A 23,483-nucleotide genomic window follows, 5' to 3' on the forward strand; every position below is an offset into this window, starting at 1 on the left:
CCGTGAGGACTTCACGGGGGCGCGGGCCGTCTTCGAGACCGGCCCGACATCGGCCCGAAACCGGGCGGTGATCGCCCGCGCGGACCCGTACGCCGCGTAGTGAATCGGTAGCGGATTCGCGGGTTCCTTACGCCACCTTCATCGTGCTACAACAGGTCTACACCACTGAGTGGTGTAGACCACCACCCGATGGAGGACGGACGTATGACCACCGCCACCGCCGATCAGAAGGCGGCGCCCGCGAAGAAGCGGGGATCAGGCCTGTTCCAGGGCCTGCAGAAGGTCGGCCGTAGCCTGCAGCTCCCGATCGCCGTGCTGCCGGCGGCGGGCATCCTGCTGCGCCTGGGCCAGCCGGACGTGCACGACAAGCTGCACCTGCCCGACAAGGTCACGGCGGTGTTCGCGACGGCCGGTGGTGCCATCTTCGACAACCTGCCGCTGCTGTTCTGCATCGGTGTGGCGATCGGCTTCGCCAAGAAGTCGGACGGCTCCACGGCGCTGGCCGGCCTCGTCGGCTTCCTGGTCTACAGCAATGTACTGAAGGCGTTCCCGGTCACCGAGGCGAAGGTGCAGGCGGGCGCGGACATAGCCGCGACGTACAACAACCCCGGTGTCCTCGGCGGCATCATCATGGGTCTGCTCTCGGCGGTGCTGTGGCAGCGCTACCACCGCAAGAAGCTGGTGGACTGGCTCGGCTTCTTCAACGGCCGCCGCCTGGTCCCGATCATCATGGCCTTCGTCGGCACCGCGATGGGCGTCCTCTTCGGCCTGATCTGGAAGCCGATCGGTGAGGGCATCTCCGACTTCGGCGAGTGGATCACCGGTCTCGGCGCGTTCGGCGCCGGCCTGTTCGGTCTGATCAACCGCGCGCTGCTCCCGGTCGGCATGCACCAGTTCGTCAACACCGTCTCGTGGTTCCAGATCGGCGACTTCAAGAACGCGGCCGGCGACGTCGTCCACGGCGACCTCAACCGCTTCTTCGCCGGTGACCCGACCGCCGGTCAGTTCATGTCCGGCTTCTTCCCGATCATGATGTTCGGCCTGCCGGCCGCCGCGATCGCGATCGCCCACTCCGCCCGCCCCGAGCGCCGCAAGGCCGTGATGGGCATGATGGTCTCGCTCGCGCTGACCTCCTTCGTGACCGGTGTGACCGAGCCGATCGAGTTCGCGTTCATGTTCATCGCGCCGCTGCTGTACGCGATCCACGCGGTGCTGACCGCCGTGTCGATGGCGGTCACCTGGGCGCTCGGCGTGCACGCCGGCTTCACCTTCTCGGCCGGCTTCATCGACTACGCCATGAACTGGAACCTGGCCACCAAGCCGTGGCTGATCATCCCGATCGGCCTGGTGTTCGCGGCGCTCTACTACGTGGTGTTCCGCTTCGCCATCACCAAGTTCAACCTCCCCACCCCGGGCCGCGAGCCCGAGGAGGAGGTCGAGGACCTCACCAAGGCGTGAGTCCCGCCGGTCCTTGTGGAACATGACGAGGCCCCCCGAGCCCAGCAGGCTCGGGGGGCCTCGTCGTGCCGTCGCACACCGCGTACGGGCTCAGATCTCGTACGTCTCTCCGGGCGCCGCCAGGGCCACCGGCCCGGTGTACGCGGCGCGGGCGTCGGCGAGGTTGATCTGCGGGTCGGTCCACGGGGGGATGTGGGTGAGGACCAGGCTGCGGGCGCCGGCGCGCGTCGCGGCCTCGCCGGCCTCGCGGCCGTTGAGGTGGAGGTCGGGGATGGCCTCCTTGCCGTCGGTGAAGGCGGCCTCGCACAGGAACAGGTCCGCGTCGCGGGCCAGTTCCTCCAGGGCGTCGCTCACCCCGGTGTCGCCCGAGTACGTCAGCGTCCGGCCGCCGTGCTCGATGCGGATGGCGTACGCCTCCACGGGGTGGGCCACCCGCTCGGTGTGCACGGTGAACGGGCCGATCTCGAAGGTGCCCGGCTTGACCGTGTGGAAGTCGAAGACCTCGCTCATGGAGGAGGCGGAGGGGGTGTCGGCGTAGGCGGTGGTCAGGCGGTGCTCGGTGCCCTCGGGGCCGTAGACCGGGAGCGGGTCGCAACGGCCGCCGTCGTACCGGTAGTAGCGCGCGACGAAGTAGACGCACATGTCGATGCAGTGGTCGGCGTGCAGGTGACTCAGGAAGACGGCGTCGAGGTCGTAGAGACCGCAGTGGCGCTGCAGCTCGCCCAGGGCGCCGTTGCCCATGTCGAGGAGCAGCCGGAAGCCGTCGGCCTCTACGAGGTAGCTCGAACAGGCCGATTCCGCGGACGGGAACGACCCCGAGCAGCCGACGACGGTGAGCTTCATGAAGCAGAAACCTCCGCTGGCGGGATGGATACAGAAGGTGACGGGGGTCGTGCGGTCCGTCGAGCGTAAGGCGCGAAACGGCTGGTCGGTCCTCCGGCAGGGGCGGTTGTGGGCGAACTCACCTGCGGTGTCACCGGTTCGGCTGGACGTGGGGCGCATGAGGTCCGGAAGAGGGCGCGCGCACCGGGTCGCACGCCGGTAACGTCGTCCTTATGGACACGTCCTGGTGGCTGGCGCTCGCGGCGGTGGTGCTGCTGGCGCTCGTCGCCACGCTCGTCGACGGGTGGGGGCGCGGGCGCCGGCCCGCGGGCCGCAGATCGCGCCCGCCGGGGCGGCCGGAGGGCGGGCGGGCCGCCGCGCGGCCGCGGCCGGCGGAGATCTGGTGGGCCAACGTGCCCTTCGAGGACGGTCCGGGCTCCAAGGACCGGCCCTGTCTGGTGCTGTCGGTGCACGGCAAGCGGGCCCGGGTCGCCAAGATCACCAGCAAGTTCCACGACGAGCGGGCCGGGGTGATCCCCCTGCCGCCCGGTTCGGTGGGGGACGGGCAGGGGCGGACCAGCTTCCTGGAGACCGACGAGGTGCGGGAGGTGCCGGTGTGGGACTTCCGGCGCCGGGTGGGGGTCGTGGACCCGGTGCTCTGGGACCAGGTGCGCTATCTGGCCGGGTGAGCCGCGGCCGCGGTGGGCGGCGCGCGTCCCGTACGCCGTTCACGGCCGTGTCACCTTCACGGTGACGGTCCACTCCTGGATCCCCTTGCAGGAGACCTTGCCGGGGCCGGTCGCGCACAGGGGGCGCGAGGAGGTCAGGCGGGCGGTGCCGGGGGTGGGCGCGGTGTACGCGGCGAGGGCGTCGCCGGGGAGGATCACGATGCCGGCGTTGGTGCCCTTGAGGATGCCGCCGCCGGCCCGGACCGGGCTCCAGGGCCGTTCCCTGGTGCCGTCGAGGTTCATGCGCACGGAGCCGCCGGCGGTCACGCAGACGGTGCGGCCGGAGTCGGCGGCGGTCAGCTCGACGTGCTCGGCGCAGCCGGAGGGATCGGCGGACGCGGAGGCCGGACCCGAGGCGGACGCGGAGGCCGGGGAGGACGCGGTGGGGCTCGCCGACGGGCTGGGGGACGCCGTGACGCCGCTCGCGGGGCCCGCCGGGCTCGCAGAGCCGCCGCCCTTCGCGTCGTCCTGCGTGCCGCAGCCGGCGAGCAGCAGGGCCGCTGCCGCCGCCGCGGTGGCGAGGGTGCCGCGGTGGAGCGTGCGTGTGGTGAGCGTCGTACGGCGCATGGGGCGTCCGCCTTTCTGCCGGCCCTTTACGGGTGTCCAGTGCCCTGATGCCGATGTGACGTTTCTCCAGCACATCAGGATCCCTCCGCCCGCGCACGCCGGAGCCCCGGCCGGTGGACGGCCGGGGCTCGTGCGGGGTGCGGGGACCGCACCGGGTGGCGATCAGCTGGTGGTCAGGGCGGTGTCGTCCACGACGAAGCTGGTCTGGAGCGAGGAGTCCTCGACTCCGTTGAACTTCAGGGTGACCGTCTGGCCCGCCAGCGAGGACAGGTCGAAGGACTTCTGGGCGTACCCGGAGGCCTTGTTGAGGTTGGAGTAGGTCGCCAGGGTGGTCGAGCCGGCCGTCACCGTCAGCTTGTCGTACTGGGAGCTGGTGGTGGTCTCGGCGGTGTCGACGTGCAGGTAGAAGGTGAGCGTGGCCTTGCAGCCGGCCGGGATGGTCACCGACTGGGACAGGGTGTCGGTGTGCGAGGTGCCGTAGCCGTCGAGCCAGGCCTTGTAGGAGCCGCCGTGGGCCGCCTCACCGCTGTCGGTGGTGATGACGCCGCTGGTGGAGGTCCAGCCGGTGCTGCCGGACTCGAAGCCGGGGTTGGCCAGCAGCTGGGTGGCCGAGCAGGTGCCGCCCCCGCCGGTGCCGACGGTCCAGGTGAAGGAGGTGGAGCCGGTGGCGCCGGTGGAGTCCTTGGCGGTGACGGTGACCTGGTAGGTGCCGGCGGTGGAGGCGGTGCCGGTGATCAGGCCGGTGGAGCCGTTGATCGACAGGCCGGCCGGCAGGCCGGAGGCGCTGTAGGTCAGGGCCGCGCCCGCGCTGTCGGTGGCCTTGATCTGGAGGCTGACCGAGCCGCCGGTGGTGGTGGACTGGCTGCCGGGGTTGGTGACGGTCACCGTGTTGCCGGTGCCGCCGCCGCCCGAGGTGAACGCGGCGGTGCCGTTCGGGGTGCCCCAGCCGGTCGGGCCGTCGTAGCCGGTGGTCGCCTTGCAGAAGTACGAGGTCGAGCAGGAGCCGTTGGAGCCGCTGGTGACGTCGTTCAGGTTGCCGGTGTGGCTGTAGGGGTACTTCGCCGGGTAGTCGGCGCTGCCCGGGGTGCCCGCGAGGGCGTAGACGCCGGCGATGATCGGGGCGGAGGCGCTGGTGCCGCCGTAGACCGCCCAGCCGGAGCCGCCGTAGGTGTCGTAGACCGCCACGCCGGTGGCCGGGTCGGCGACCGCGGAGACGTCGGCCTCCATGCGCTTGGAGCAGCCGGTGTCGGTCTGCCAGCTCGGCTTGGGGTCGTAGGCCGAGCAGCCGGAGCCGGTGCCCTCGGTGGAGTTGGTGTTCCAGACCGACTCGCTCCAGCCGCGGGAGTTGGAGGCGGTGGTCAGCGCGGTGCCGCCGACGGCGGTCACGTACTGGGAGGTGGCCGGGTACTCGGCGCCGTAGCCGGAGTCGCCCGCGGAGACGGTGATGGCGACGCCGGGGTGCTTGAAGTACTGGCTGTCCTCGGTGGTCTGGGTGGACGCCTCGTCGCCGCCCCAGCTGTTGGAGACGAACTTGGCGCCGAGCGCGACGGCCTCGTTCTCGGCGGTGCCGAGGTCGGTGTCGGTGGCGGAGTCGGCCTCGACGAGGATGATGCTGCAGTTCGGGCAGACGGCGCTGACCATGTCGATGTCGAGGGCCTCTTCACCGGCCCAGCCGCTGTCGTTCTTCGGCAGCGAGGTGGTGGAGCCGGTCTGGCTGACCTGCTTGAAGCAGCCGTTGGCCTTGGTGCACGCCGACAGGCCGAACTGCGAGCGGTAGGTGGCGAGGTCCGACTCGGCGTTCGGGTCGTTGTAGGCGTCGACCACGGCGACCGTCAGGCCGGAGCCGCCGGTGGTGGGCAGGTTGTAGGCGCTGTGCAGGTTGGCCGGGGAGAGGCCGGAGGGCGCGGCCGCGGCGACGGCCGCGGCGAGCCGCTGCTTGATGTCGGTACGGCGCTGGGCGAAGCAGGACGCCTGTCCGGGCTCGGCGGCGGCGCACAGGTGCTCGGTGGGCACCTTCTGGCCGGCCTTGCCGGTGGAGTGGAAGGTCTGCCGCTCGGGGGCGGTCAGGGCCTTGGCGTTCTGCGTGACCCGGGAGGTCTGGTGCGCGGGAGCGGGCGCTGCGGTCTGGGCGCCGGCCGTCGGTGCCGCGGCGAATCCGGCGACGCTGAGGGCGAGCGCGGGGAAGGCGAGGGCGAGGAGCCTCGGCAGGCTCCGTCTCGGCCCGCTCGGGCGTGACTCACGCATGGGGTACTGCCTCCATCGGAAGTGGGGTTTCGCTCTGGTCGGGCAGGCCCGTGACGCGCGTAGCGGCGGCGAGACCGCGCAGTCATGAGCATGACACTTACGCATTCCGTCATGCCGATGAGCGTGACATGACAGGATGCGGAAGGACCGTAGCCCCGGCCCGAGGGCGACCGGCAGTACCGGAGGGAATTCTTTGCCCCTCCATAGGATGCGGTTGGCCCCCTCGTGGGAGGGGGCTGGCGCGAACTTGATCTCGGACGGGCGAATCGCCGGGCGCGCATGACGCCGCCCTGTGCCCCCGGGTCCGGCCCGGGCCAGGGCGTTTCGTCCTGGCCCGGCCCGGCGGACCGAGCCGGTGGTCCGGCCCGGCGGCCCGCTGGACCGACGGACCGGTGGCTCGATCACCCGACGGCCCGCACGGCTCAAGAGGCCCGCGGGGCCCACCCGGCTCGACCGGCCAGAACGGCCCGAACGGCGGGACCTAGGGTCTTTCGTTTGGATCAGGCCGGGTCAGGGAGCGGGGTCTGGTGCCGAGCATCGCGAGGCGGAGGAGGGCGGCATGGCGGAGCCATGGCAACCGACGACAACGCGGCGAGGCGCGGTGCCAGGGCCCGCGAGCCCGGCATGATCCAAACGAGAGGCCCTAAGCCCAGAGTTGGCCCTGGAGGGTCTCGATGGCCTCTTCCGTGGTGGCCGCCGTGTAGACGCCGGTGGAGAGGTACTTCCAGCCGCCGTCGGCGACGACGAACACGATGTCGGCGCTCTCCCCCGCCTTGACGGCCTTCTTGCCCACACCGATCGCGGCGTGCAGGGCGGCGCCCGTGGAGACGCCCGCGAAGATGCCCTCCTGCTGGAGGAGTTCCCGGGTGCGGGTGACGGCGTCGGCGGAGCCGACCGAGAAGCGGGTGGTGAGGACGGAGGCGTCGTAGAGCTCGGGGACGAAGCCCTCGTCGAGGTTGCGCAGGCCGTAGACCAGGTCGTCGTAGCGCGGCTCGGCGGCGACGATCCGCACGTCCGGCTTGTGCTCGCGCAGGTAGCGGCCCACGCCCATCAGGGTGCCGGTGGTGCCGAGGCCCGCGACGAAGTGCGTGACGGAGGGCAGGTCGGCGAGGATCTCGGGACCGGTGGAGGCGTAGTGGGCGCCGGCGTTGTCCGGGTTGCCGTACTGGTAGAGCATCACCCAGTCCGGGTGCTCGGCGGCCAGCTCCTTGGCGACGCGCACGGCGGTGTTGGAGCCGCCGGCGGCCGGGGAGGAGATGATCTCGGCGCCCCACATGCCGAGCAGGTCCCGGCGCTCGGCGGAGGTGTTCTCGGGCATCACGCACACCATGCGGTAGCCCTTGAGCTTGGCCGCCATGGCCAGCGAGATGCCGGTGTTGCCCGAGGTGGGTTCGAGGATGGTGCAGCCCGGGGTGAGCCGGCCGTCCTTCTCCGCCTGCTCGATCATGTGCAGGGCGGGCCGGTCCTTGACCGAGCCGGTCGGGTTGCGGTCCTCCAGCTTCGCCCAGATCCGGACGTCGGCGGACGGCGAGAGCCGCGGCAGGCGCACCAGAGGGGTGTTGCCCACCGCGGCCAGCGGGGAGTCGTAGCGCATCGCTGCTCAGCGGCCGATCAGCGCATGCCGCCGGCCACGGCCGGCAGGATCGTCACGTTGTCGCCGTCGGCGAGCTTGGTGGTGATGCCGTCCAGGAACCGGACGTCCTCGTCGTTGAGGTAGACGTTGACGAAGCGGCGCAGCTGGTCGCCGTCCACGATGCGGGCCTGGATGCCCGGGTGGCGGGCCTCGAGGTCGGCGAAGAGCTCGGCGAGGGTCTCCCCGGAGCCCTCCACCGCCTTCTGCCCGTCGGTGTAGGTGCGGAGGATGGTCGGGATGCGGACCTCGATGGCCATGGTGGCGGGCTCCTGTCGGGAAGGATGTCGGTTCGGGTGGGGCGCGCGAAGGGGCTCCCCGGCCGTCGGGCACCGGGGAAGCGCCGCGGCTCACGGCCGTACGGCGGCAGGGAACGTCAACAGATGGCGCTGTTCAACCTGCACAGGTCGACGTGCAGGCGCGCCACGAGCAGTGCGCCCGGGGTCTCGTCGCTCACGTCGTGAAGAACCATGGGCTCATCGTATCGATTCCCGGCCCGCTGCCCGGAGTGTGATCTCGCCCCTCGGACAGATTCCATCCGCACCGCGAGATCGGGCGCCCGCTCAGTAGGTCGGGACGACCTTGACCTCCTCCTCGGTGACCTCGCCCTCCACGATGCGGAACGAGCGGAACTGGAAGTCGCCGGCGCCGTCGGTGTCCGCGGTCGACACCAGGACGTAGTGGGCGCCGGGCTCGTTGGCGTAGGAGATGTCGGTGCGCGAGGGGTAGGCCTCGGTCGCGGTGTGGGAGTGGTAGATGACCACCGGCTCCTCGTCGCGGTCGTCCATCTCGCGGTAGAGCTTGAGCAGATCCTGCGAGTCGAACTCGTAGAACGTGGGCGAGCGGGCCGCGTTCAGCATGGGGATGAACCGCTCGGGGCGGCCGGCGCCCACGGGCCCGGCGACCACGCCGCACGCCTCGTCGGGGTGGTCCGCGCGCGCGTGCGCGACGATCTGGTCGTGGAGCGACTGGGTGATGGTGAGCATGCGGCACAGGATAGACAGAAGGGCCGTTCCGTACCGGGGAGTGGTACGGAACGGCCCATATCGCGGACGTCCTGAGCGGCTGCGGGAGCGGCTTCCACGAGTATCCGCTCCCGCTGGACGTCCTGCGCCCGTCCGGCACTTCGGCGTCGTCCGCCCGTGGGCGGGGCCTGCCGGACAGGTTCTGGGGGCTACCGCCTGCGGAAGGCGGCGGCCTCCGGGTTGCGGCGCTTGAGCACCAGGTAGGCGACGGCGAGGATCGCGCCCCACAGCGGCGCGCAGTACAGCGAGACCCGGGCGTCCTTGTCGATGCCCATCAGCACGATCACCATGGCGATGAAGGCGAGCGCGAACCAGCTGGCCACGGGGGCGCCGGGGGCGCGGAACTCGGACTTGGGCAGCTCGCCGCGGTCGGACTTGGCGCGGTAGCGGATCTGGCAGACCAGGATGACGATCCAGGCCCACATGCCGGAGATGGTGGCGAAGGAGACCACGTAGTCGAACGCCTTGCCCGGCCACTGGTAGTTGATCCAGACGCCCACCAGCATCAGCGCGGCGGAGAACGTCGTGCCGACGAGCGGGGTGCCGCTGCGGGTCAGCTTGGTGAAGAACTGCGGGCCCTGGTTGTTGAGCGCCAGGTCGCGCAGCATGCGGCCGGTGGAGTACATGCCGGAGTTGCAGGAGGACAGGGCGGCGGTGAGCACCACGAAGTTCACGATGCCGGCGCCGGCGGGCAGGCCCATCTTCTCGAAGGCGACCACGAAGGGGCTCGCGCCGGCGTGGAAGCTCGTCCACGGCACGACCGAGAGGATCATGATCAGCGCGCCGACGTAGAAGACGGCGATGCGCCACGGCACGGTGTTGATCGCGCGGGGCAGCACGGTCTTGGGGTCCTTGGACTCGCCCGCGGTGACGCCGACCAGCTCGACGGCGAGGAAGGCGAACATGACCATCTGCAGCGTCATCAGCGTGTTGCCGACACCGTGCGGGAAGAAGCCGCCCTGGTTCCACAGGTGGGCCATGGAGGCGGTGTCGCCGGCGTCGGAGAAGCCGATCGTCAGGATGCCGGCGCAGATCAGGATCATGCCGATGATGGCGGTGACCTTGACCATGGAGAACCAGAACTCCAGCTCACCGAAGAGCTTCACGGAGATCAGGTTGGCGCCGTAGAGCACGACGGTGAAGATCAGGGCCGACACCCATTGCGGGATGTCGAACCAGTACGTCATGTAGGCGGCCGCGGCGGTGACCTCGGTGATGCCGGTGACCACCCAGAACAGCCAGTACGTCCAGCCGGTCACGAAGCCCGCGAAGGGGCCGATGAACTCGCGCGCGTACTCCGAGAAGGAACCGGAGACGGGGCGGTACATCAGCAGCTCGCCGAGCGCCCGCATGATGAGGAAGATGACGAAGCCGGCGACGGCGTACGCCAGGATCAGGCTGGGGCCGGCCTTGGAGATGCCCTTGCCCGCGCCGAGGAACAGACCGGTGCCGATGGCGCCGCCGATGGCGATCATCTGGATCTGCCGGGCGCCGAGTCCGCGGTGGTAGCCCTCGCCGTCCCGCACGGCCTCTTCGCCGTCGTGTGCTTGCTCGACCTGCGCTGAGGTCATGTGTGGTGCGCCTTTCTCCATACCGACCCGGACCGTTGGTCGGCCGCGGATCGGATCTCGATCCCCCCGGATGATGGAGTCGAGCGGGCTCGGCCGTGCCGGGCTCGCTCAGCCTGGCCGGCTGTTGCCGGCTCGGTGGCGCACCCGGCTGAACATGGGTGGTGTTCGCCGGGCGGTCGTGAAGATTTACCACGTGCGGACCGCTGATCGCAGGTGTCCCATGTGACCCATGACACGGGAAGAAACGGACAAGATGCGTGCTAAATGGTCCATTGCGGTCACAATGGTGACGCGATCGTTATCCGGATTTGAGCGTCCTCTGAGCGAACACGTGATCGGGACGAACCGCCACGATCAGGGCATGCGGGTGAACCCCGGCCGGTTCGTGCCGGTCGCCTGGGCCCCGGGCGCGGGTCCGCGCGGGGGCACTCAGGGCAGCAGAGTGGTGACCAGGGTCTCCTGGAGCCCGCCCAGCCACAGGTAGGCCATCACCATCGGCTTGCGCGCGTCCTCGTCGGGCAGGGCGTAGAGGATCTCGGCGTCGTCCTCGTCGGTGATGTCCAGCCGGGCGGCGATGGCAAGCCGCAGATCGTTGAGGGCGCCGAGCCAGCGCCTGGACTCCTCAGGCGACAGCTTCAGCACGGCCGCGCCCTGGCCGCCGGCCGACAGCTCGTCGAGCGAGTGGATCACCGCGAGGGCGTTCTCGCGCTTGCCGGCCCTGAGGTCGTTCTCGGTGTAGCGGCGGAACTCGGCGGAGTGCTCGCGCCGCTCGGCGGCCTCCCGAGGGCTGCCGGGCGCCTGCTCGGGGTCGCTGTAGGCGTCCGGGAAGAGCCGCTTGAGGACCGGGTCGGAGGGCGGCTCGCTCGGGCCCTCGGCGAACAGCTCGGCCAGCGGGTCGCCCTCGGCGTCCCCGGCCGGGCCGGGGCCGATCAGCTCCAGGAGCTGCACCGCCAGCGAGCGGATGATGGAGATCTCGACGTCGTCGAGGGCGACGGCCGCGCCGCCGCCGGGAAGCGGTTCGAAATGTCCTGGCATGAAGGAGGTCGCTACTTCCGGTCCGGGCTGTCGGGCGGGCTACTTGCGGTCCTGCTGGAGGGTGGCCCACAGACCGTAGCCGTGCATGGCCTGCACATCCCGTTCCATCTCCTCGCGACTCCCGCTGGAGACGACCGCCCGGCCCTTGTGGTGGACGTCGAGCATGAGCTTGGTGGCCTTGTCCTTGGAGTAGCCGAAGTACGACTGGAAGACGTACGTCACGTAGCTCATCAGATTGACGGGGTCGTTGTGGACGATCGTCACCCAGGGGACGTCCGGCTCGGGTACGGCGAAGACCTCCTGAGCCGGCTCGGTCTTCTCGATCTCGATGGGTGCGGCTGCCGTCACATGGCCCATGCTGCCACCACAGGGGGGTAGGAGCACAAACGAGCAGGGCCGGACCCTTAAATCGTCAGACTGACGAAATGGGAGTACGATCCTTCGCCATGCTGCACATTCCGGGGGCCGACCCCCGGATCCCCGGCCGCCGCGCCGGGGAGCCGCAGATTCACGGCTAGGAGAGTTTGGTGGGCGTAGCGGACCTTGGGCTGCCGGTCGATGTTCCCTCGACGGCGCTCTTCACCGATCACTACGAGCTGACCATGCTGCAGGCCGCCCTGAAGGCCGGGACGGCAGGGCGGCACAGTGTCTTCGAGGTCTTCACCCGGCGGCTGCCGCACGGGCGCCGCTACGGCGTGGTGGCGGGGACCGGGCGGGTGCTGGACGCGGTGGAGAACTTCCGCTTCGACGCCGACGTCCTCGGCTTCCTGCGCGAGCGGCGGATCGTCGACGAGGCGACCCTCCAGTGGCTGGCGGGCTACCGCTTCAGCGGCGACATCTGGGGCTACCCGGAGGGCGAGGTCTACTTCCCGGGCTCGCCGGTCATGCGGGTGGAGGGGTCGTTCGGCGAGTGCGTGCTGCTGGAGACCGTGATCCTGTCGATCCTCAACCACGACTCGGCGATCGCCGCCGCGGCCTCCCGGATGTCCTCGGCCGCCGGGGACCGCCCGCTGATCGAGATGGGCGCCCGCCGCACCCACGAGCTGGCCGCGGTGGCCGCCTCCCGCGCCGCCTATGTCGGCGGCTTCGCCACCACCTCCGACCTGGCGGCCGGCTTCCGCTACAACATCCCGACCGTGGGCACCTCGGCGCACGCCTTCACCCTGCTGCACGACCGCGAGCGCGACGCCTTCCAGGCCCAGGTCGACTCGCTCGGCCGGGACACGACGCTGCTGGTGGACACCTACGACGTCACCGAGGCCGTGCGCGCGGCGGTCGAGGTCGCCGGCCCGGAGCTGGGCGCCGTGCGCATCGACTCCGGCGACCTGCTGCTGGTCGCCCACCGGGTGCGCCAGCAGCTGGACGAGCTGGGCGCCCGCGACACGAAGATCGTCGTCACCTCGGACCTGGACGAGTACGCCATCGCCTCCCTCGCGGCGGCGCCGGTGGACGCGTACGGCGTCGGCACCCAGCTGGTCACCGGCTCCGGCCACCCGACCGGCTCGATGGTCTACAAGCTGGTCGCCCGCGCCGACTCCGCCGACCCGACGGCCCCGCTCAGGCCGGTGGCGAAGAAGTCCAGCGGCGGCAAGACCTCCATCGGCGGCCGCAAGTGGGCGGCCCGCCGGCTGGACGCGTACGGGATCGCCGAGACCGAGGTGGTCGGCACCGGGCCGGTGCCCGCCGAGCTGGCCGACCGGCAGCTGCTGGTGGAGCTGGTCAAGGGCGGCGAGGTCGTCGGCCGCGAGCCGCTGGACGTCGTACGGGACCGGCACACGGCGGTCCGCGCCGGGCTGCCGCTGTCGGCGACCCAGCTCTCGCGCGGGGAACCCGTCCTTCCGACGGAGTACGTGACCGCCGGGTCGGGTAACTAACGGCACATCGCCGTCGTCCGCCCTTATCCGTAGGCCTGGTCTCCCGCCGGCCCCGACTCCCCGACCCGACAGCCGAAGGACAACCACCATGCGCCGCGCCCTGATCGTCGTCGATGTGCAGAACGACTTCTGCGAGGGAGGCAGCCTCGCGGTGGCCGGCGGCGCGGACGTCGCCGCCGCGATCACCGAGCTGATCGGGCAGGCGCCGGCCGGCTACCGGCACGTGGTGGCGACCCGCGACCACCACATCGCGCCCGGTGGGCACTTCGCGGACGACCCCGACTTCGTCCACTCCTGGCCCGCGCACTGCGTGGCGGGCACGGAGGGGGTGGGCTTCCATCCGAACTTCGCGCCCGCCGTCGCCTCCGGCGCGGTCGACGCCGTCTTCGACAAGGGCGCGTATTCGGCGGCCTACAGCGGCTTCGAGGGCTTCGACGAGAACGGCGTGTCCCTGGCCGACTGGCTGCGGGCCCGGGAGGTCGACGAGGTGGACGTGGTCGGGATCGCCACCGACCACTGCGTGCGGGCCACCGCCCTGGACGCCGCCCGGGAGGGCTTCCGCACCCAGGTGCTCCTGGACCTCACCGCCGGGGTGTCGGGCCCGACCACCGAACGGGCGCTGGAGGAGCTGCGCCGGGCGGGCGTCGGACTGACCGGCAAGCCGGTCGTCGCCTGAGCCCCGCCGCTCCTCGGGCTACGCCCGGGCCGGGGCGGCCGGGGCGGGCGCGGGGCGGCGCAGCAGGGCCCTGATCGGCTGCCACAGCTGCGGGGCGCCGGGGCCCGGGCCGACGGCGCCGTCGGGCGAGGTGCGCCATATCAGGCCGTCGGGGTGGTGCAGGACCGCGGTGATCTCGTCCGGCGTGGGCGGGCAGCCGTTGCCCCGCAGATAGACCGCGCGCAGGCCGAGGTTGCGCAGCCTGGTCAGGGCCCGGGCGCGGTTGTGGGCGTGGACCAGTACGCGGACGCCGCCGGTGCCGTCGGGGGCGGTGCCGGGCAGGTTCAGGGCCACCACCACCCGGCCGTTCGGCAGCTTGCAGAAACCTCCTGCGGCCATGCGGTCACTTCCCCGTTCCGGTCGGTGTCAATAAGCGAGTCACAGCAGGCACCTAAACACGATCGGCGGCAACCCGCCAGGGGGTTGCCGCCGATACGTCTGTGACCTGCGGTTTTGGTGACTACTTCACCGCGCGGCCGACCTCGAGCTCGATCGTGGAGCCGTCCTTGGCCTCCTTGGTGATCTTGATCTTGGTGTTGGTGTCAGTGACCTTCACACCGCCGGCCGGGTTGGCCGCGTCGTAGTAGGTGCTGGTGTGGTCGTTGAAGACCGACACGCCCTTCGACGACTTGATCTTCGTGGCGACGTCCGCCTTGTGCAGCGTGATGCCGTCGGTGCGGTACAGGCTGAACGGCGAGTCGTAGGCCTGGACGCGGTTGCGCATCAGGGTGCCGTCGGACCACTTCAGCACGTTCGGGTGCGAGTCGATCGGGAGGATCTCACCGGTGCCCTGGTGGACGCTGGTGTTGTTGTCCACCTGGGAGGTGTCCCACTTCCAGATCAGCAGGCCGTTCTGGTACGGGTAGTGCTCCACCCAGTCGGGGCGCTGGGCCGAGCCGAAGTTGTACGGGCCCGTCTTCAGCGTGGTGTCGTACGAGACGTACTGGCGGTTCTCGGCGACGTAGTACTGCTTGTAGTCCTTGGTGAAGGACGCGCCGATGCGGGAGAAGCCGTTCGCGGTCCAGGCCGGGTCGGCGCTCTCGGCGTCGTCGGCGAACAGCGTCGCGCCGTCCGCGGTCACCGTGATGTCGTCGGCCGCGAAGCCCTTCAGCGCCACGCCGCCGTCCGTCTGGTAGCGGAAGCGGAGCTGGACCTTCTGGCCGGCGTAGGCGCTCAGGTCGTACGACAGCTTCTGGTAGGCGTCGACCGAGCCGGTCAGGGCCGGGGTGTCGCTGGCGTCACGCGGGATCGGCTGGCCGCCCACGGTGCCGTCCAGGGCGGTCCAGTTGGCGCCGCCGTCGGTGGAGACCTCGGTGTAGAGGTAGTCGTAGTTGGCCTCGATGTCGTACCAGCCGTCGAGGGTGAGGGCGGCCGACTTCTTGCCGGTGAGGTCCACGGACCGGGTCAGCGTGTTCTTGAGGTCGTTGGCGCTGCCGCTCCACCACTGGGTGGCGCCCTGCGCGGGGGTGACGACCTCGGTGGTGACCGCCTTGTCCGGCAGCGAGACGACCAGCGCCTGCTTGTACTTGGTGTTGTACTCGGACAGGCCCAGCTTGTGCCAGGAGCTCACGCCGGCCTTGGCGGTGTCGTAGTTCAGCCAGCCGAGCTGGAGCTTGTCCCAGGCGTTCATGTCGCCGGGCAGGTCGCCGATGGCGTCCTCGCCGCGGCCGAGCCAGGAACCGGAGGACATCAGCGTCCAGAAGCCGGTGGAGTTCTCGCCGCCCGCGGTGTCGTACTCGTCGGGCAGGCCGAGGTCGTGGCCGTACTCGTGGGCGTAGACGCCGAGTCCGCCGTTCTCCGGCTGGATGGTGTAGTCGCCGACCCAGACGCCGGTGTCGCCGACCTGCGCGCCGCCGAGCTTGTTGTCGTCCGGGCCGGTGGCGCCGGCGTCGGTGCCGAAGGCGTACCAGCGGTGGGCCCAGATCGCGTCGGTGCCCTGGACGCCGCCGCCCGCGGACTCGTCCTCGCCGGCGTGCACGATCTGGAAGTGGTCGACGTAGCCGTCGGGCTCGTTGAAGTCGCCGTCGCCGTCGTAGTCGTAGCGGTCCCACTGGTCGTACTTGGCCAGGTCCGCCTTGATGTCGGCGTCGGACTTGCCGGCCGCCTTCTGCTGGGCGACCCAGGCGTTCAGACCGTCGCTGACGATGTTCCAGACGCTGGGGCAGTTGGTCGAGCCGCAGGCGTTGTTGCCGTAACGGGCCTCGTTGTAGGGGACCTTGACCCAGTCGGAGACCTCGCCGTCGACCGAGTAGCGGCCCGAGGACTGCTTCTCGTAGTACTTCTTGACCGACTCGGTGTTCTTGCCGGTGCCGAAGTACAGGTCCTGGAAGTGCTTCTGGTCGTAGTCCTTCTGCCAGGCCGTCGAGTTGTCCTTCTTGCGGTCCGGCGCGGCTATCTGGTTGTGCAGCGGGCCGGCGGTGCCGCCGAACTTCGGGTCCGTCTTGTCGCCGAACTCGACCAGGATGGTGAAGATCTTGTCGGTCTTCTCCCGGCCCAGCTCGACGTACTTGGTGTCGCCCTTCTTGCCCTTGAGCTGGACGACCTTGGAGCCGTTGCGGTCCTGGACCTTGCTGCGGCCGTCGATGACCTGGTTCAGGGCCTCCTGGCGCTGGGCGTCCTGCGTCTTGCTCAGCGGGCCGTCGAGGTCGTGCTCCTGCTGCTTCACCGGCTGCGGGTCGTGCCGGTTCACGGATGCGGAGCTGTCCGTCGTGGCGGCCTCCGCTACGGCGAACGTCGAGAACGTGGCGGTAGCCGCCGCGAGCGCGACACCGATCGCGGCCGCTCTGAACGTCCAGGGTCTGCTTGTCACTTGATGTCCTCCCCTGACGCGTGGCCGTACGCGCGGAAGGGGGGATGGAGTGAGGTGCAAGTCCGCGCGCGATCAACGCGTTTAGCCAAGTGACGTTATTTGACTAGAGGTTTACGAGAAAAGACAGTCCTTGACTCGGACAGGTCAAGTGCACTATGCGGAGACGACGTTCGCTTTGCGGACGCTTGGGTCGGGGGTGACCCGGGTGGGCTGTGGGGGGATCGGAGCTGGTCAGCGGGGTGAGGCGGGTGGGGTGAGCGGTGGGGGCGGCTCGGATGAGCGGTGGGCTGGGGCGGGTCGGCCGTCGGGGTGGGCCGGGTGTGGCCGAGGTGCGTGGGGGCGGCCGACCCCGCGTGAGGGTGCCGCCGCGCCCACCCTCCCCCAGGCTCTTGAAGGGCAGGGGACCCCCATCGCCCTGCGGCACGCCTGCCCGCGGCCGGGGGGCGGGTCGGCGGGCCGGCCAAGGGGTGGGCCGGTGGGCGCGTAGGGCCGTCCGTCGGGGGGATCGCGTGACTCCGTGCGCCCCCCATGCACCGGCACCGTGGGTTAGGTCACGCTTACCACGCGTTCCGCTCGGGCATGGAGGCGTTTAGAGTCGACTGGCCGGACGCCCGGAATCGGCGGAAAGCCAGGCCGTCACCCCGTCGCACCCAAAAAATCTCCCGAGGACACGATTGCCATGCCTCGTCCGACCGCCGCACAGCTCGCCTACGGCTCCTGCACCGTGATCCTGTCGACGCTCGCCATGCTGCTGCTGTCCCGGACGAGCTCGGGCGTGGGAATCGGCGTCATCGCCCTGGCCGCGCTCGCCCTCGGACTCCTGGTCGCCATGACGGTGCCGCTGCCCGGGACGCGGGAGGCCGCGACGACGGCGGGGGCCGGCGGGACAGCCGGAGTCACGGGGGTCGCCGGGGCTCCTGGGGCCGGCGAGACCGCCGGGGCCGTGATGGCCTCCGGGCGGCAGCGGGCGCCGGAACGGCGGGAGGCCGTCTCCGCGGGCGTGGAGACCGGCCGGCGGCAGACGCCGGCGGCCTGAGAGCACGCCCCGGCGGGCGTCCGGCGTCGCGGCCGGGCCCCTGCGCGGGACGTCAACCGGTGCTGACCACCACCGTCCTGGCCGCCTTGTCGTGCAGGCCCTGCTTGTAGGGCTTGTCGAAGAAGCTCCAGCCGCCGCAGACCGCCAGCCACAGGCAGGCGCAGCAGAACCAGAACGGGATCCACAGCACGGCGGCGCGCGCCAGCGCGGTCGCGACGGACGGGTTCGAGCCGTCGGCCAGGTCGGCCACGCGCATGCCCAGCCACTTCTTGCCGAGGGTCTGCCCCGTCCGGGCGATCATGAAGGTGTCGTAGGCGATGTAGAGCACGACGCCGACCGCCGACTGTTCGATGGACCGGCCGACCTCGATCTGATCGGCGTCCATCGCGTACTCGTTGACGTGCAGCGCCCAGGTGAGCAGCCACGCCACGATGCCGATGAGGATCAGGTCGACGATCCGGGCGAGGGTGCGCCTGCCGCTGTCGGCGAGCGGGGGCATGCCGGCGAGGGGGTCGCCGGGGTAGGGACCGCCACCGTACGGCCCGCCTCCCCCATAGGGGCCGCCCCCGTAGGGGCCGCCGCCACCGTGGGGACCACCGCCGTACGGGTCTCCTCCGCCCGGGGCTCCGCCGCCGTACGGGTCTCCTCCGCCCGGGGCTCCGCCGCCGTACGGATTGCCGCCGCCCGGAGCTCCGCCGCCGTACGGGCCGCCTTCGCCCGGGGTTCCCGCACCGTGGGGACCGCCGCCGCGCGGGTCGCCCCCGTACCGGTCGCCGCCGCCCGTGCCGCCGCCGTCGCCCGGGCCGCTGCCGTGCGGGTTCTCGCCGTACGGGCCCTGGTCGTGCGGGCCCTTGTCGTACGGGTTGCCGCCGCCGTGGGACGGGGGCGGGGGTCCGGAGCCGTCGGGCGGTTCGGAGCCGGGGGGCGGTTCGGTGCTCATGCGCCGAGTGGATCTCGAACCCGCCCGGGCCGCATCCGGCGAGCGCCCGTACGGATGACCCCGGCGCCCGACCGGCGGGCTCTACCGGGCCGTCCCGGTCACCCGGCCACGAACGTGTGCGCCGCCTTGTCGTGCCAGCACTGGTGCCAGGGCCGGTCGAACAGGCACCACAGGACGCCCACGAGGCCGATGCCGAGGAGCCCGGGCACGCCGTAGACGAGCCAGCGGCGCAGCGCCGCCCCGAAGGACGGCGGCTCGTGCCCCTCGATGTCCCGCACCTGGAGGCCGCAGAGCTTCTTGCCCAGGGTGCGGCCCCACTTGGCGGTGGGCAGCGCTTCGTAGACCACGCCGAACAGCAGCAGGACGGCCAGGACGATGCCGAGGCAGGTCGCCGTCGTGCCGTCCAGCAGCCAGACGGTGACGGTCTGGCCGGAGAGCTTCGCCGCGTCGATCTTCTCCTCGACGTGGTCGACCGCCTTGGCGCCGAGCGGTACGGCGGCCACGGCGGTGACGGCTGCGAGGACGACCGAGTCGACCAGCCGGGCGGCCAGTCGTCGGCCGAGTCCGGCGGGCCGGGCCTCGGCCTGCCGGCGCGCCGCCGCCTGGAACAGGTCTTCGACCGGCGGCTTCCACGGCGCGACCGGCTGGTCCTCCCCCGCCCCGGCGAGCTGGTGCACCTGCTGTGCCCAGGAGGCCTGTCCGCCACCGGGGCCGCTGGTCACGGGGGCGGGAGCCGGTAGGGCGGCGGGGGCGGGCTGCGGCAGGCCGGACTGCGCGCCGGACTGGTGGGGCAGCGAGGGGACGGACGGGGCCGGCGGGACGGGTGCCGCGGGCGGCGCGGAGTGGGCGGCGGCCGGCATGGCGGCGGGAGCCTGCCCCTGGTGCGGCGGCAGGCCCTGCGCCTGGTGCGGTCCCTGGCCGGGCGCCTGTGCCTGGCCGGGGACGTGGCCCTGGGCGGACGAGGCGCGGGCGGCGGCGGCCTTCCCGGCGCCGAAACCGGGGGCCTCCGGGGCCCCCACCGGGCCCTGCGGGGCGCCAGGTCCCGTGGGCAGGGGCGACGCCTGGGCGGGCACCTGCGCCGGCCCCGCGCCCGCCGGGCCGCCCCGCCGGGCCGGACCCGGCACCGGGCGGAAGGTCATGGTGCCGTCGTCGGCGCGGGGGCCGGCCGGGCCGGGAACGCCCGGCGCGGGCGTTCCCTCCGGCTCCCCCGGGGCGTCGTCCGCGGTGGGGCGGCGGAACACGAAGGTGCTGCCGGTCCCGGGCTGCTCCTGGCCCGGGCCCTGTCCCTGGCCCTGCGGGGGCGGGACGCCCTGCCCGTCGCCCTGTTCCCCGGGCGCGGCCTGGCCGTCGGTGCGCGGCAGGCGCGGATCGGCGGCCGCTGGGCCGCCCCAGGAGACGCGGCGGTCCGCGTCGCCGCCGAAGCCCGACTGGCGGGCCCGGTCGGCGCCCCAGGCCGCCGCCGGTTCGGGACGGGCGGCCGGCGCCGGTCCCGCGGCCGGCCCGGGCTCGTCGACCGGGTCCTCGTCGAAGAAGTGCGGGCCGGTCTCCTCGAGCGCCGGGGTCGCGGCCTGCACGGGGCGCACCCCGGGCGGCGGGCTGAGCGGTTCGCCGTCGGCGGGCGCCGGCCGGCTGGTGCCCGGCACCCAGGAGGCGCCGTTCCAGTACCGGACGTATCCGGGGATGGACGGGTCCGGGTAGTACCCCTCGCGGGGCCTGTCGTCACCTGGTGCCGGGGTTGGGGCGCTCATGTCCGTCGTCCCGTATCTGCTCGGGGGTCGTCTTGGGGGCCTCCACATCTATCAGACCCGGGCACCCCGCAACGCCGGTCCTGCCGTACCCACTCCTTTCCGGGCAACCTCGTGCACGTACTTCACATCGGCGGAAGCACGGGGACGCCGATGGAAAAGGGTGGGCAAAGATCCGTCGGGCGGCGTAATTCAGAACAGCTTTCCGGGGTTGAGGATGCCGAGCGGGTCGAAGACCTGCTTGACCGCCCGCTGCATCTCGACGCCCACCGGGCCGATCTCGCGCGCCAGCCACTCCTTCTTCAGTACGCCCACGCCGTGCTCGCCGGTGATCGTGCCGCCCAGGCTCAGGCCCAGGGCCATGATCTCGTCGAAGGACTCCCGGGCGCGCCGCGACTCGTCGGCGTCCTGGGCGTCGAAGCAGACGGTGGGGTGCGTGTTGCCGTCCCCGGCGTGGGCGCAGACGCCGATGGTGAGCCGGTACTTCTCGGCGATCCGGTCGACCCCGTCGAGCATCTCGCCGAGCCTGGAGCGGGGCACGCACACGTCGTCGATCATCGTCGTGCCCTTGACGGCCTCCAGCGCGGTCAGCGACAGCCGCCGGGCCTGGAGCAGCAGCTCGGACTCGGCGGCGTCGTCGGCGGGGACGACCTGGGTGGCGCCGGCCGCCTCGCACAGGGCGCCCACGGCGGCGAGGTCGGCGGTCGGGTCGGGGGTGTCGAAGGCGACGAGCAGCAGCGCCTCGGTGGTCTCGGGCAGGCCCATGTGGGCGAGGTCGTTGACCGCCTTGACCGTCGTACGGTCCATCAGTTCGAGCAGTGACGGCACATGCCCGCCCGTCCGTCGCCCGCCACCACCCTTCGGCGGAAGCGCTTCGCGCCCTTCTGTCTTCATGATCCGGCACACCGCGTCGCAGGCGTCGGCCGCGGAGGCGAACTCGGCGGCGAGCACGAGCTGCTGCGGCGGCCGCGGCTTGAGCGCCAGCACGGCCCTCACGACGATGCCGAGGGTGCCCTCGGAACCGACGAACAGGCGGGTGAGGTCGTAGCCGGCGACGCCCTTGGCGGTGCGGCGGCCGGTGGACATCAGACGGCCGTCGGCGAGCACCACGTCCAGACCGAGGACGTACTCGGCGGTGACCCCGTACTTCACGCAGCACAGGCCGCCGGAGGCGGTGCCGATGTTGCCGCCGATGGTGCACGTCTCCCAACTGGAGGGGTCCGGCGGGTAGTACAGACCGTGCTCGTCGACGGCGCGGGAGAGGGCGGCGTTGACGACGCCCGGCTCGACCACGGCGACCCGGTCGACCGGGTTGATCTCCAGGATGCGGTCCATCTTGGTCAGGGACAGGACGACGCAGCCGTCGGAGGCGTTGGCCGCGCCGGACAGGCCGGTGCGGGCGCCCTGCGGGACGACGGGGACGCGCAGTGCGGTGGCGGTCCGCATGACGTGCTGGACCTGCTCCACCGTGCGCGGCAGGACGACGACGGCCGGCGCGCCGGACGGGCAGAAGCTCGCCATGTCGTTGGCGTAGGAGGCCGTGACGTCGGGATCGACGAGGACCGCCTCGGCCGGCAGGCCCGCGAGGAGCCGGTCGGTGAGGTTGCCCTGGGCGGTGGCGCCCTCGTGGGGGTCGGCTTGGATACGGCTCATGATCACAGCGTGGCACTCGGGGCCATCGGTGTGAACCCCGCCGCGCCCTCCCTCCGCCTGCCGGGTGGCCGTCGCCGCCCTCGCGGGTCGCGCTCCGCCCGGCGGCGGGCGGCGGCGCACAGTGTGCGCCATGGAGAAGCGACTGCGCGGCCCGGATGCGTCCCTGACGGCCGGGCCCCGGCGACGGTCGCGGCTGCTGCCGGTGCTGGTCGCGCTGACCGCGCTGACCGCGCTGGTGGTGGCGGCCGGTGTGCTGGGCACGCTGTGGCCGGTGCCGTCGTCGCGGCGGCAGGAGAGGCCGCCGCCCGGGCCCGCGGCGCACGGTGCGGCGGGGGCGCTGAGCGCGGTGACGGCGGGGGCGCCGGCCTCGCCGCGCGGCCTGGCCGAACTGATCGCCGACCGGGAGCGGCTGCTGCGCGGGCATCCGGGGGACGCGGCGTCGTGGGCGGTGCTCGGGGCGGCCTACGTGGAGCGGGGCCGGCGCGGCGCCGACACGGCGGACTACCGGAAGGCCGACGACGCGCTGCGCACCTCGCTGCGGCTGCGGTCCGGGCACAACGCGGCCGCGCTGACCGCGCTGGCGGCGCTGGCGAACCGGCGGCGGGACTTCCCCGCGGCGCGGGAGTGGGGCGAGGCCGCGCTGAAAGCGGAGCCCAAGGGGTGGACGGCGTACCCGCCGCTGATCGACGCCTACACCGGGCTCGGCGACCACCAGGCCGCCCGGCGCGCCCTCGACGAGCTGATGAGACGGCACCACTCCCCCGCCGTACGGGCGCAGGCCGCCGCCGTCTACTGGGACCGGGGCTGGCGCGAGGACGCGGCGGCCCAGCTCTCGGACGCCGCGGCGCAGACGGCCGAGCCGGCGCAGCGGGCGGCCTGTCTGGAGCGGGCCGGGCGGATCGCGTGGGAGCGAGGGGACCTCACCGAGGCGCTCCGGTACGACGAGGCCGCGCTGAGGCTGGACGGCGGCCTGCGGGACGCGCTGGCCGGACGGGCCCGGACCCTCGCCTCGCTGGGCCGCACGGCGGAGGCCCGGGCCGCCTACCGCAAGGCGCTCGGCGACCGGCCGAGCCCCGGCCTCCTGCTGGAACTGGGCGAGTTGTACGAGTCGGCGGGCGACGAGGAGCAGGCGGCGGCGCAGTACGAGCGGGTGCGGGCGCGGGTGCGGCAGGAGGCGGCGGCCGGGGTCGACGGCGAGCTGGTGCTCGGACGGCTGGAGGCGGACCACGGCGACGCGCACGCGGCGGTGGAGCGGCTGCGCGCGGAGTGGCGGCGGCAGCCGGGGACCGCGGTGACCGACGCGCTGGGGTGGGCGCTGCACCGGGACGGTGAGGACGAGGAGGCGCTGCGGTTCGCGACGGCGGCTACGGACGCGGCCAAGGGCGGCGGGGTGCGGGAGGCGCTGTACGCGTACCACCGGGGGATGATCGAGCTGGACCTCGACCAGCCGGGCGTGGCCCGCCGCCACCTGGAACTGGCGCTGCGCACCGATCCCGCCTTCTCGCCGCTGTGGGCGCCGCGGGCGAAGGAGGCACTGGACGAGCTGGGCGAGCCGTCGCTGACGGAGACCCCGCCGGGCGTGGTGCCGGGGGCGGGGGCGGGGGTGGTGCCGCCCGGGCCGGGGGCGGGGG

The 23,483-nt window shown here is 72.3% G+C and carries 20 protein-coding genes and 1 pseudogene; 6 read left to right on the top strand and 15 right to left on the bottom strand.

The annotated features are described in order from the left end of the window. Nucleotides 1-204 precede the first annotated feature (204 nt). Nucleotides 205-1,458: a PTS transporter subunit EIIC gene (locus ACH5A8_RS05025; protein WP_398997997.1), complete on the top strand. Its 1,254-nt coding sequence runs from the start codon at nt 205-207 to the stop codon at nt 1,456-1,458. A 90-nt stretch (nt 1,459-1,548) separates the two neighbouring features. Here ACH5A8_RS05025 and ACH5A8_RS05030 read toward each other — a convergent pair whose 3' ends face one another. Then, on the bottom strand, nt 1,549-2,301 hold the full coding sequence (locus ACH5A8_RS05030; RefSeq protein WP_396318817.1) for an MBL fold metallo-hydrolase: 753 nt from the start codon (nt 2,299-2,301) through the stop codon (nt 1,549-1,551). 212 nt (nt 2,302-2,513) lie between these two features. Between ACH5A8_RS05030 and ACH5A8_RS05035 the strand changes: the two genes are divergently transcribed. After that, complete coding sequence (locus ACH5A8_RS05035; RefSeq protein WP_398997999.1) at nt 2,514-2,969, top strand: type II toxin-antitoxin system PemK/MazF family toxin; 456 nt, start codon at nt 2,514-2,516, stop codon at nt 2,967-2,969. Nucleotides 2,970-3,008: 39 nt separating this feature from the next. On the opposite strand, the gene ACH5A8_RS05040 is transcribed toward ACH5A8_RS05035, so the two are convergent. The 9 genes from ACH5A8_RS05040 to clpS all read right to left on the bottom strand — a co-directional run bounded on the left by ACH5A8_RS05040 (nt 3,009) and on the right by clpS (nt 11,437). Next, complete coding sequence (locus ACH5A8_RS05040) at nt 3,009-3,575, bottom strand: hypothetical protein (RefSeq protein ID WP_398998001.1); 567 nt, start codon at nt 3,573-3,575, stop codon at nt 3,009-3,011. 162 nt (nt 3,576-3,737) lie between these two features. After that, complete coding sequence (locus ACH5A8_RS05045) at nt 3,738-5,819, bottom strand: putative Ig domain-containing protein (RefSeq protein WP_398998003.1); 2,082 nt, start codon at nt 5,817-5,819, stop codon at nt 3,738-3,740. Nucleotides 5,820-6,462: 643 nt separating this feature from the next. Further along, a complete protein-coding gene (locus ACH5A8_RS05050) occupies nt 6,463-7,413 on the bottom strand; it encodes a PLP-dependent cysteine synthase family protein (protein WP_398998005.1) in 951 nt (316 codons plus the stop codon). Nucleotides 7,414-7,430: 17 nt separating this feature from the next. Beyond that, nucleotides 7,431-7,709, bottom strand: a complete 279-nt coding sequence (locus ACH5A8_RS05055; RefSeq protein WP_398998007.1) for a MoaD/ThiS family protein — start codon at nt 7,707-7,709, stop codon at nt 7,431-7,433. Nucleotides 7,710-7,825: 116 nt separating this feature from the next. After that, nucleotides 7,826-7,921: a putative leader peptide gene (locus ACH5A8_RS05060; RefSeq protein ID WP_398998009.1), complete on the bottom strand. Its 96-nt coding sequence runs from the start codon at nt 7,919-7,921 to the stop codon at nt 7,826-7,828. Between the two features lie 91 nt (nt 7,922-8,012). Beyond that, entirely contained in the window at nt 8,013-8,435 is a 423-nt protein-coding gene (locus tag ACH5A8_RS05065; RefSeq protein ID WP_398998011.1) for a Mov34/MPN/PAD-1 family protein, read from the bottom strand. Between the two features lie 188 nt (nt 8,436-8,623). Beyond that, nucleotides 8,624-10,045, bottom strand: a complete 1,422-nt coding sequence (locus ACH5A8_RS05070; RefSeq protein WP_398998013.1) for an amino acid permease — start codon at nt 10,043-10,045, stop codon at nt 8,624-8,626. Nucleotides 10,046-10,474: 429 nt separating this feature from the next. Next, entirely contained in the window at nt 10,475-11,080 is a 606-nt protein-coding gene (locus tag ACH5A8_RS05075) for a DUF2017 domain-containing protein (protein ID WP_398998015.1), read from the bottom strand. Nucleotides 11,081-11,119: 39 nt separating this feature from the next. Next, nucleotides 11,120-11,437: an ATP-dependent Clp protease adapter ClpS gene (clpS, locus tag ACH5A8_RS05080; RefSeq protein WP_398998017.1), complete on the bottom strand. Its 318-nt coding sequence runs from the start codon at nt 11,435-11,437 to the stop codon at nt 11,120-11,122. A 170-nt stretch (nt 11,438-11,607) separates the two neighbouring features. Here clpS and ACH5A8_RS05085 point away from each other — a divergent pair, with 170 nt between their 5' ends. Both ACH5A8_RS05085 and ACH5A8_RS05090 read left to right on the top strand, forming a co-directional pair. Then, nucleotides 11,608-12,954: a nicotinate phosphoribosyltransferase gene (locus ACH5A8_RS05085; RefSeq protein ID WP_398998020.1), complete on the top strand. Its 1,347-nt coding sequence runs from the start codon at nt 11,608-11,610 to the stop codon at nt 12,952-12,954. Nucleotides 12,955-13,042: 88 nt separating this feature from the next. Next, nucleotides 13,043-13,630, top strand: a complete 588-nt coding sequence (locus ACH5A8_RS05090; RefSeq protein WP_398998022.1) for an isochorismatase family protein — start codon at nt 13,043-13,045, stop codon at nt 13,628-13,630. Between the two features lie 18 nt (nt 13,631-13,648). On the opposite strand, the gene ACH5A8_RS05095 is transcribed toward ACH5A8_RS05090, so the two are convergent. Continuing rightward, a complete protein-coding gene (locus ACH5A8_RS05095) occupies nt 13,649-14,008 on the bottom strand; it encodes a hypothetical protein (RefSeq protein WP_398998023.1) in 360 nt (119 codons plus the stop codon). A gap of 121 nt (nt 14,009-14,129) precedes the next feature. After that, the gene (locus ACH5A8_RS05100) at nt 14,130-16,478 is read right to left on the bottom strand and encodes an immune inhibitor A domain-containing protein (protein ID WP_398998025.1); all 2,349 of its coding nucleotides are present in this window, start codon (nt 16,476-16,478) and stop codon (nt 14,130-14,132) included. 679 nt (nt 16,479-17,157) lie between these two features. Between ACH5A8_RS05100 and ACH5A8_RS05105 the strand changes: the two genes are divergently transcribed. Then, nucleotides 17,158-17,514: a hypothetical protein gene (locus ACH5A8_RS05105; protein ID WP_398998027.1), complete on the top strand. Its 357-nt coding sequence runs from the start codon at nt 17,158-17,160 to the stop codon at nt 17,512-17,514. A gap of 52 nt (nt 17,515-17,566) precedes the next feature. On the opposite strand, the gene ACH5A8_RS05110 is transcribed toward ACH5A8_RS05105, so the two are convergent. The 3 genes from ACH5A8_RS05110 to ACH5A8_RS05120 all read right to left on the bottom strand — a co-directional run bounded on the left by ACH5A8_RS05110 (nt 17,567) and on the right by ACH5A8_RS05120 (nt 21,858). After that, nucleotides 17,567-18,454 carry an RDD family protein gene (locus ACH5A8_RS05110; protein ID WP_398998029.1) on the bottom strand — a complete coding sequence of 296 codons (888 nt, stop codon included), beginning with the start codon at nt 18,452-18,454 and terminating at the stop codon, nt 17,567-17,569. 98 nt (nt 18,455-18,552) lie between these two features. Then, on the bottom strand, nt 18,553-20,202 hold the full coding sequence (locus ACH5A8_RS05115) for an RDD family protein (protein WP_398998031.1): 1,650 nt from the start codon (nt 20,200-20,202) through the stop codon (nt 18,553-18,555). Between the two features lie 189 nt (nt 20,203-20,391). Further along, nucleotides 20,392-21,858 carry an FAD-binding oxidoreductase gene (locus ACH5A8_RS05120; protein ID WP_398998033.1) on the bottom strand — a complete coding sequence of 489 codons (1,467 nt, stop codon included), beginning with the start codon at nt 21,856-21,858 and terminating at the stop codon, nt 20,392-20,394. A 124-nt stretch (nt 21,859-21,982) separates the two neighbouring features. On the opposite strand from ACH5A8_RS05120, the pseudogene ACH5A8_RS05125 reads away from it, so the two are divergent. Next, a pseudogene (locus tag ACH5A8_RS05125) lies at nt 21,983-23,428 on the top strand (tetratricopeptide repeat protein); the annotation flags it as partial. Nucleotides 23,429-23,483 lie beyond the last annotated feature (55 nt).

This window comes from Streptomyces sp. NPDC018610 (assembly GCF_044391765.1).
Taxonomy (GTDB): Bacteria; Actinomycetota; Actinomycetes; order Streptomycetales; family Streptomycetaceae; genus Streptomyces.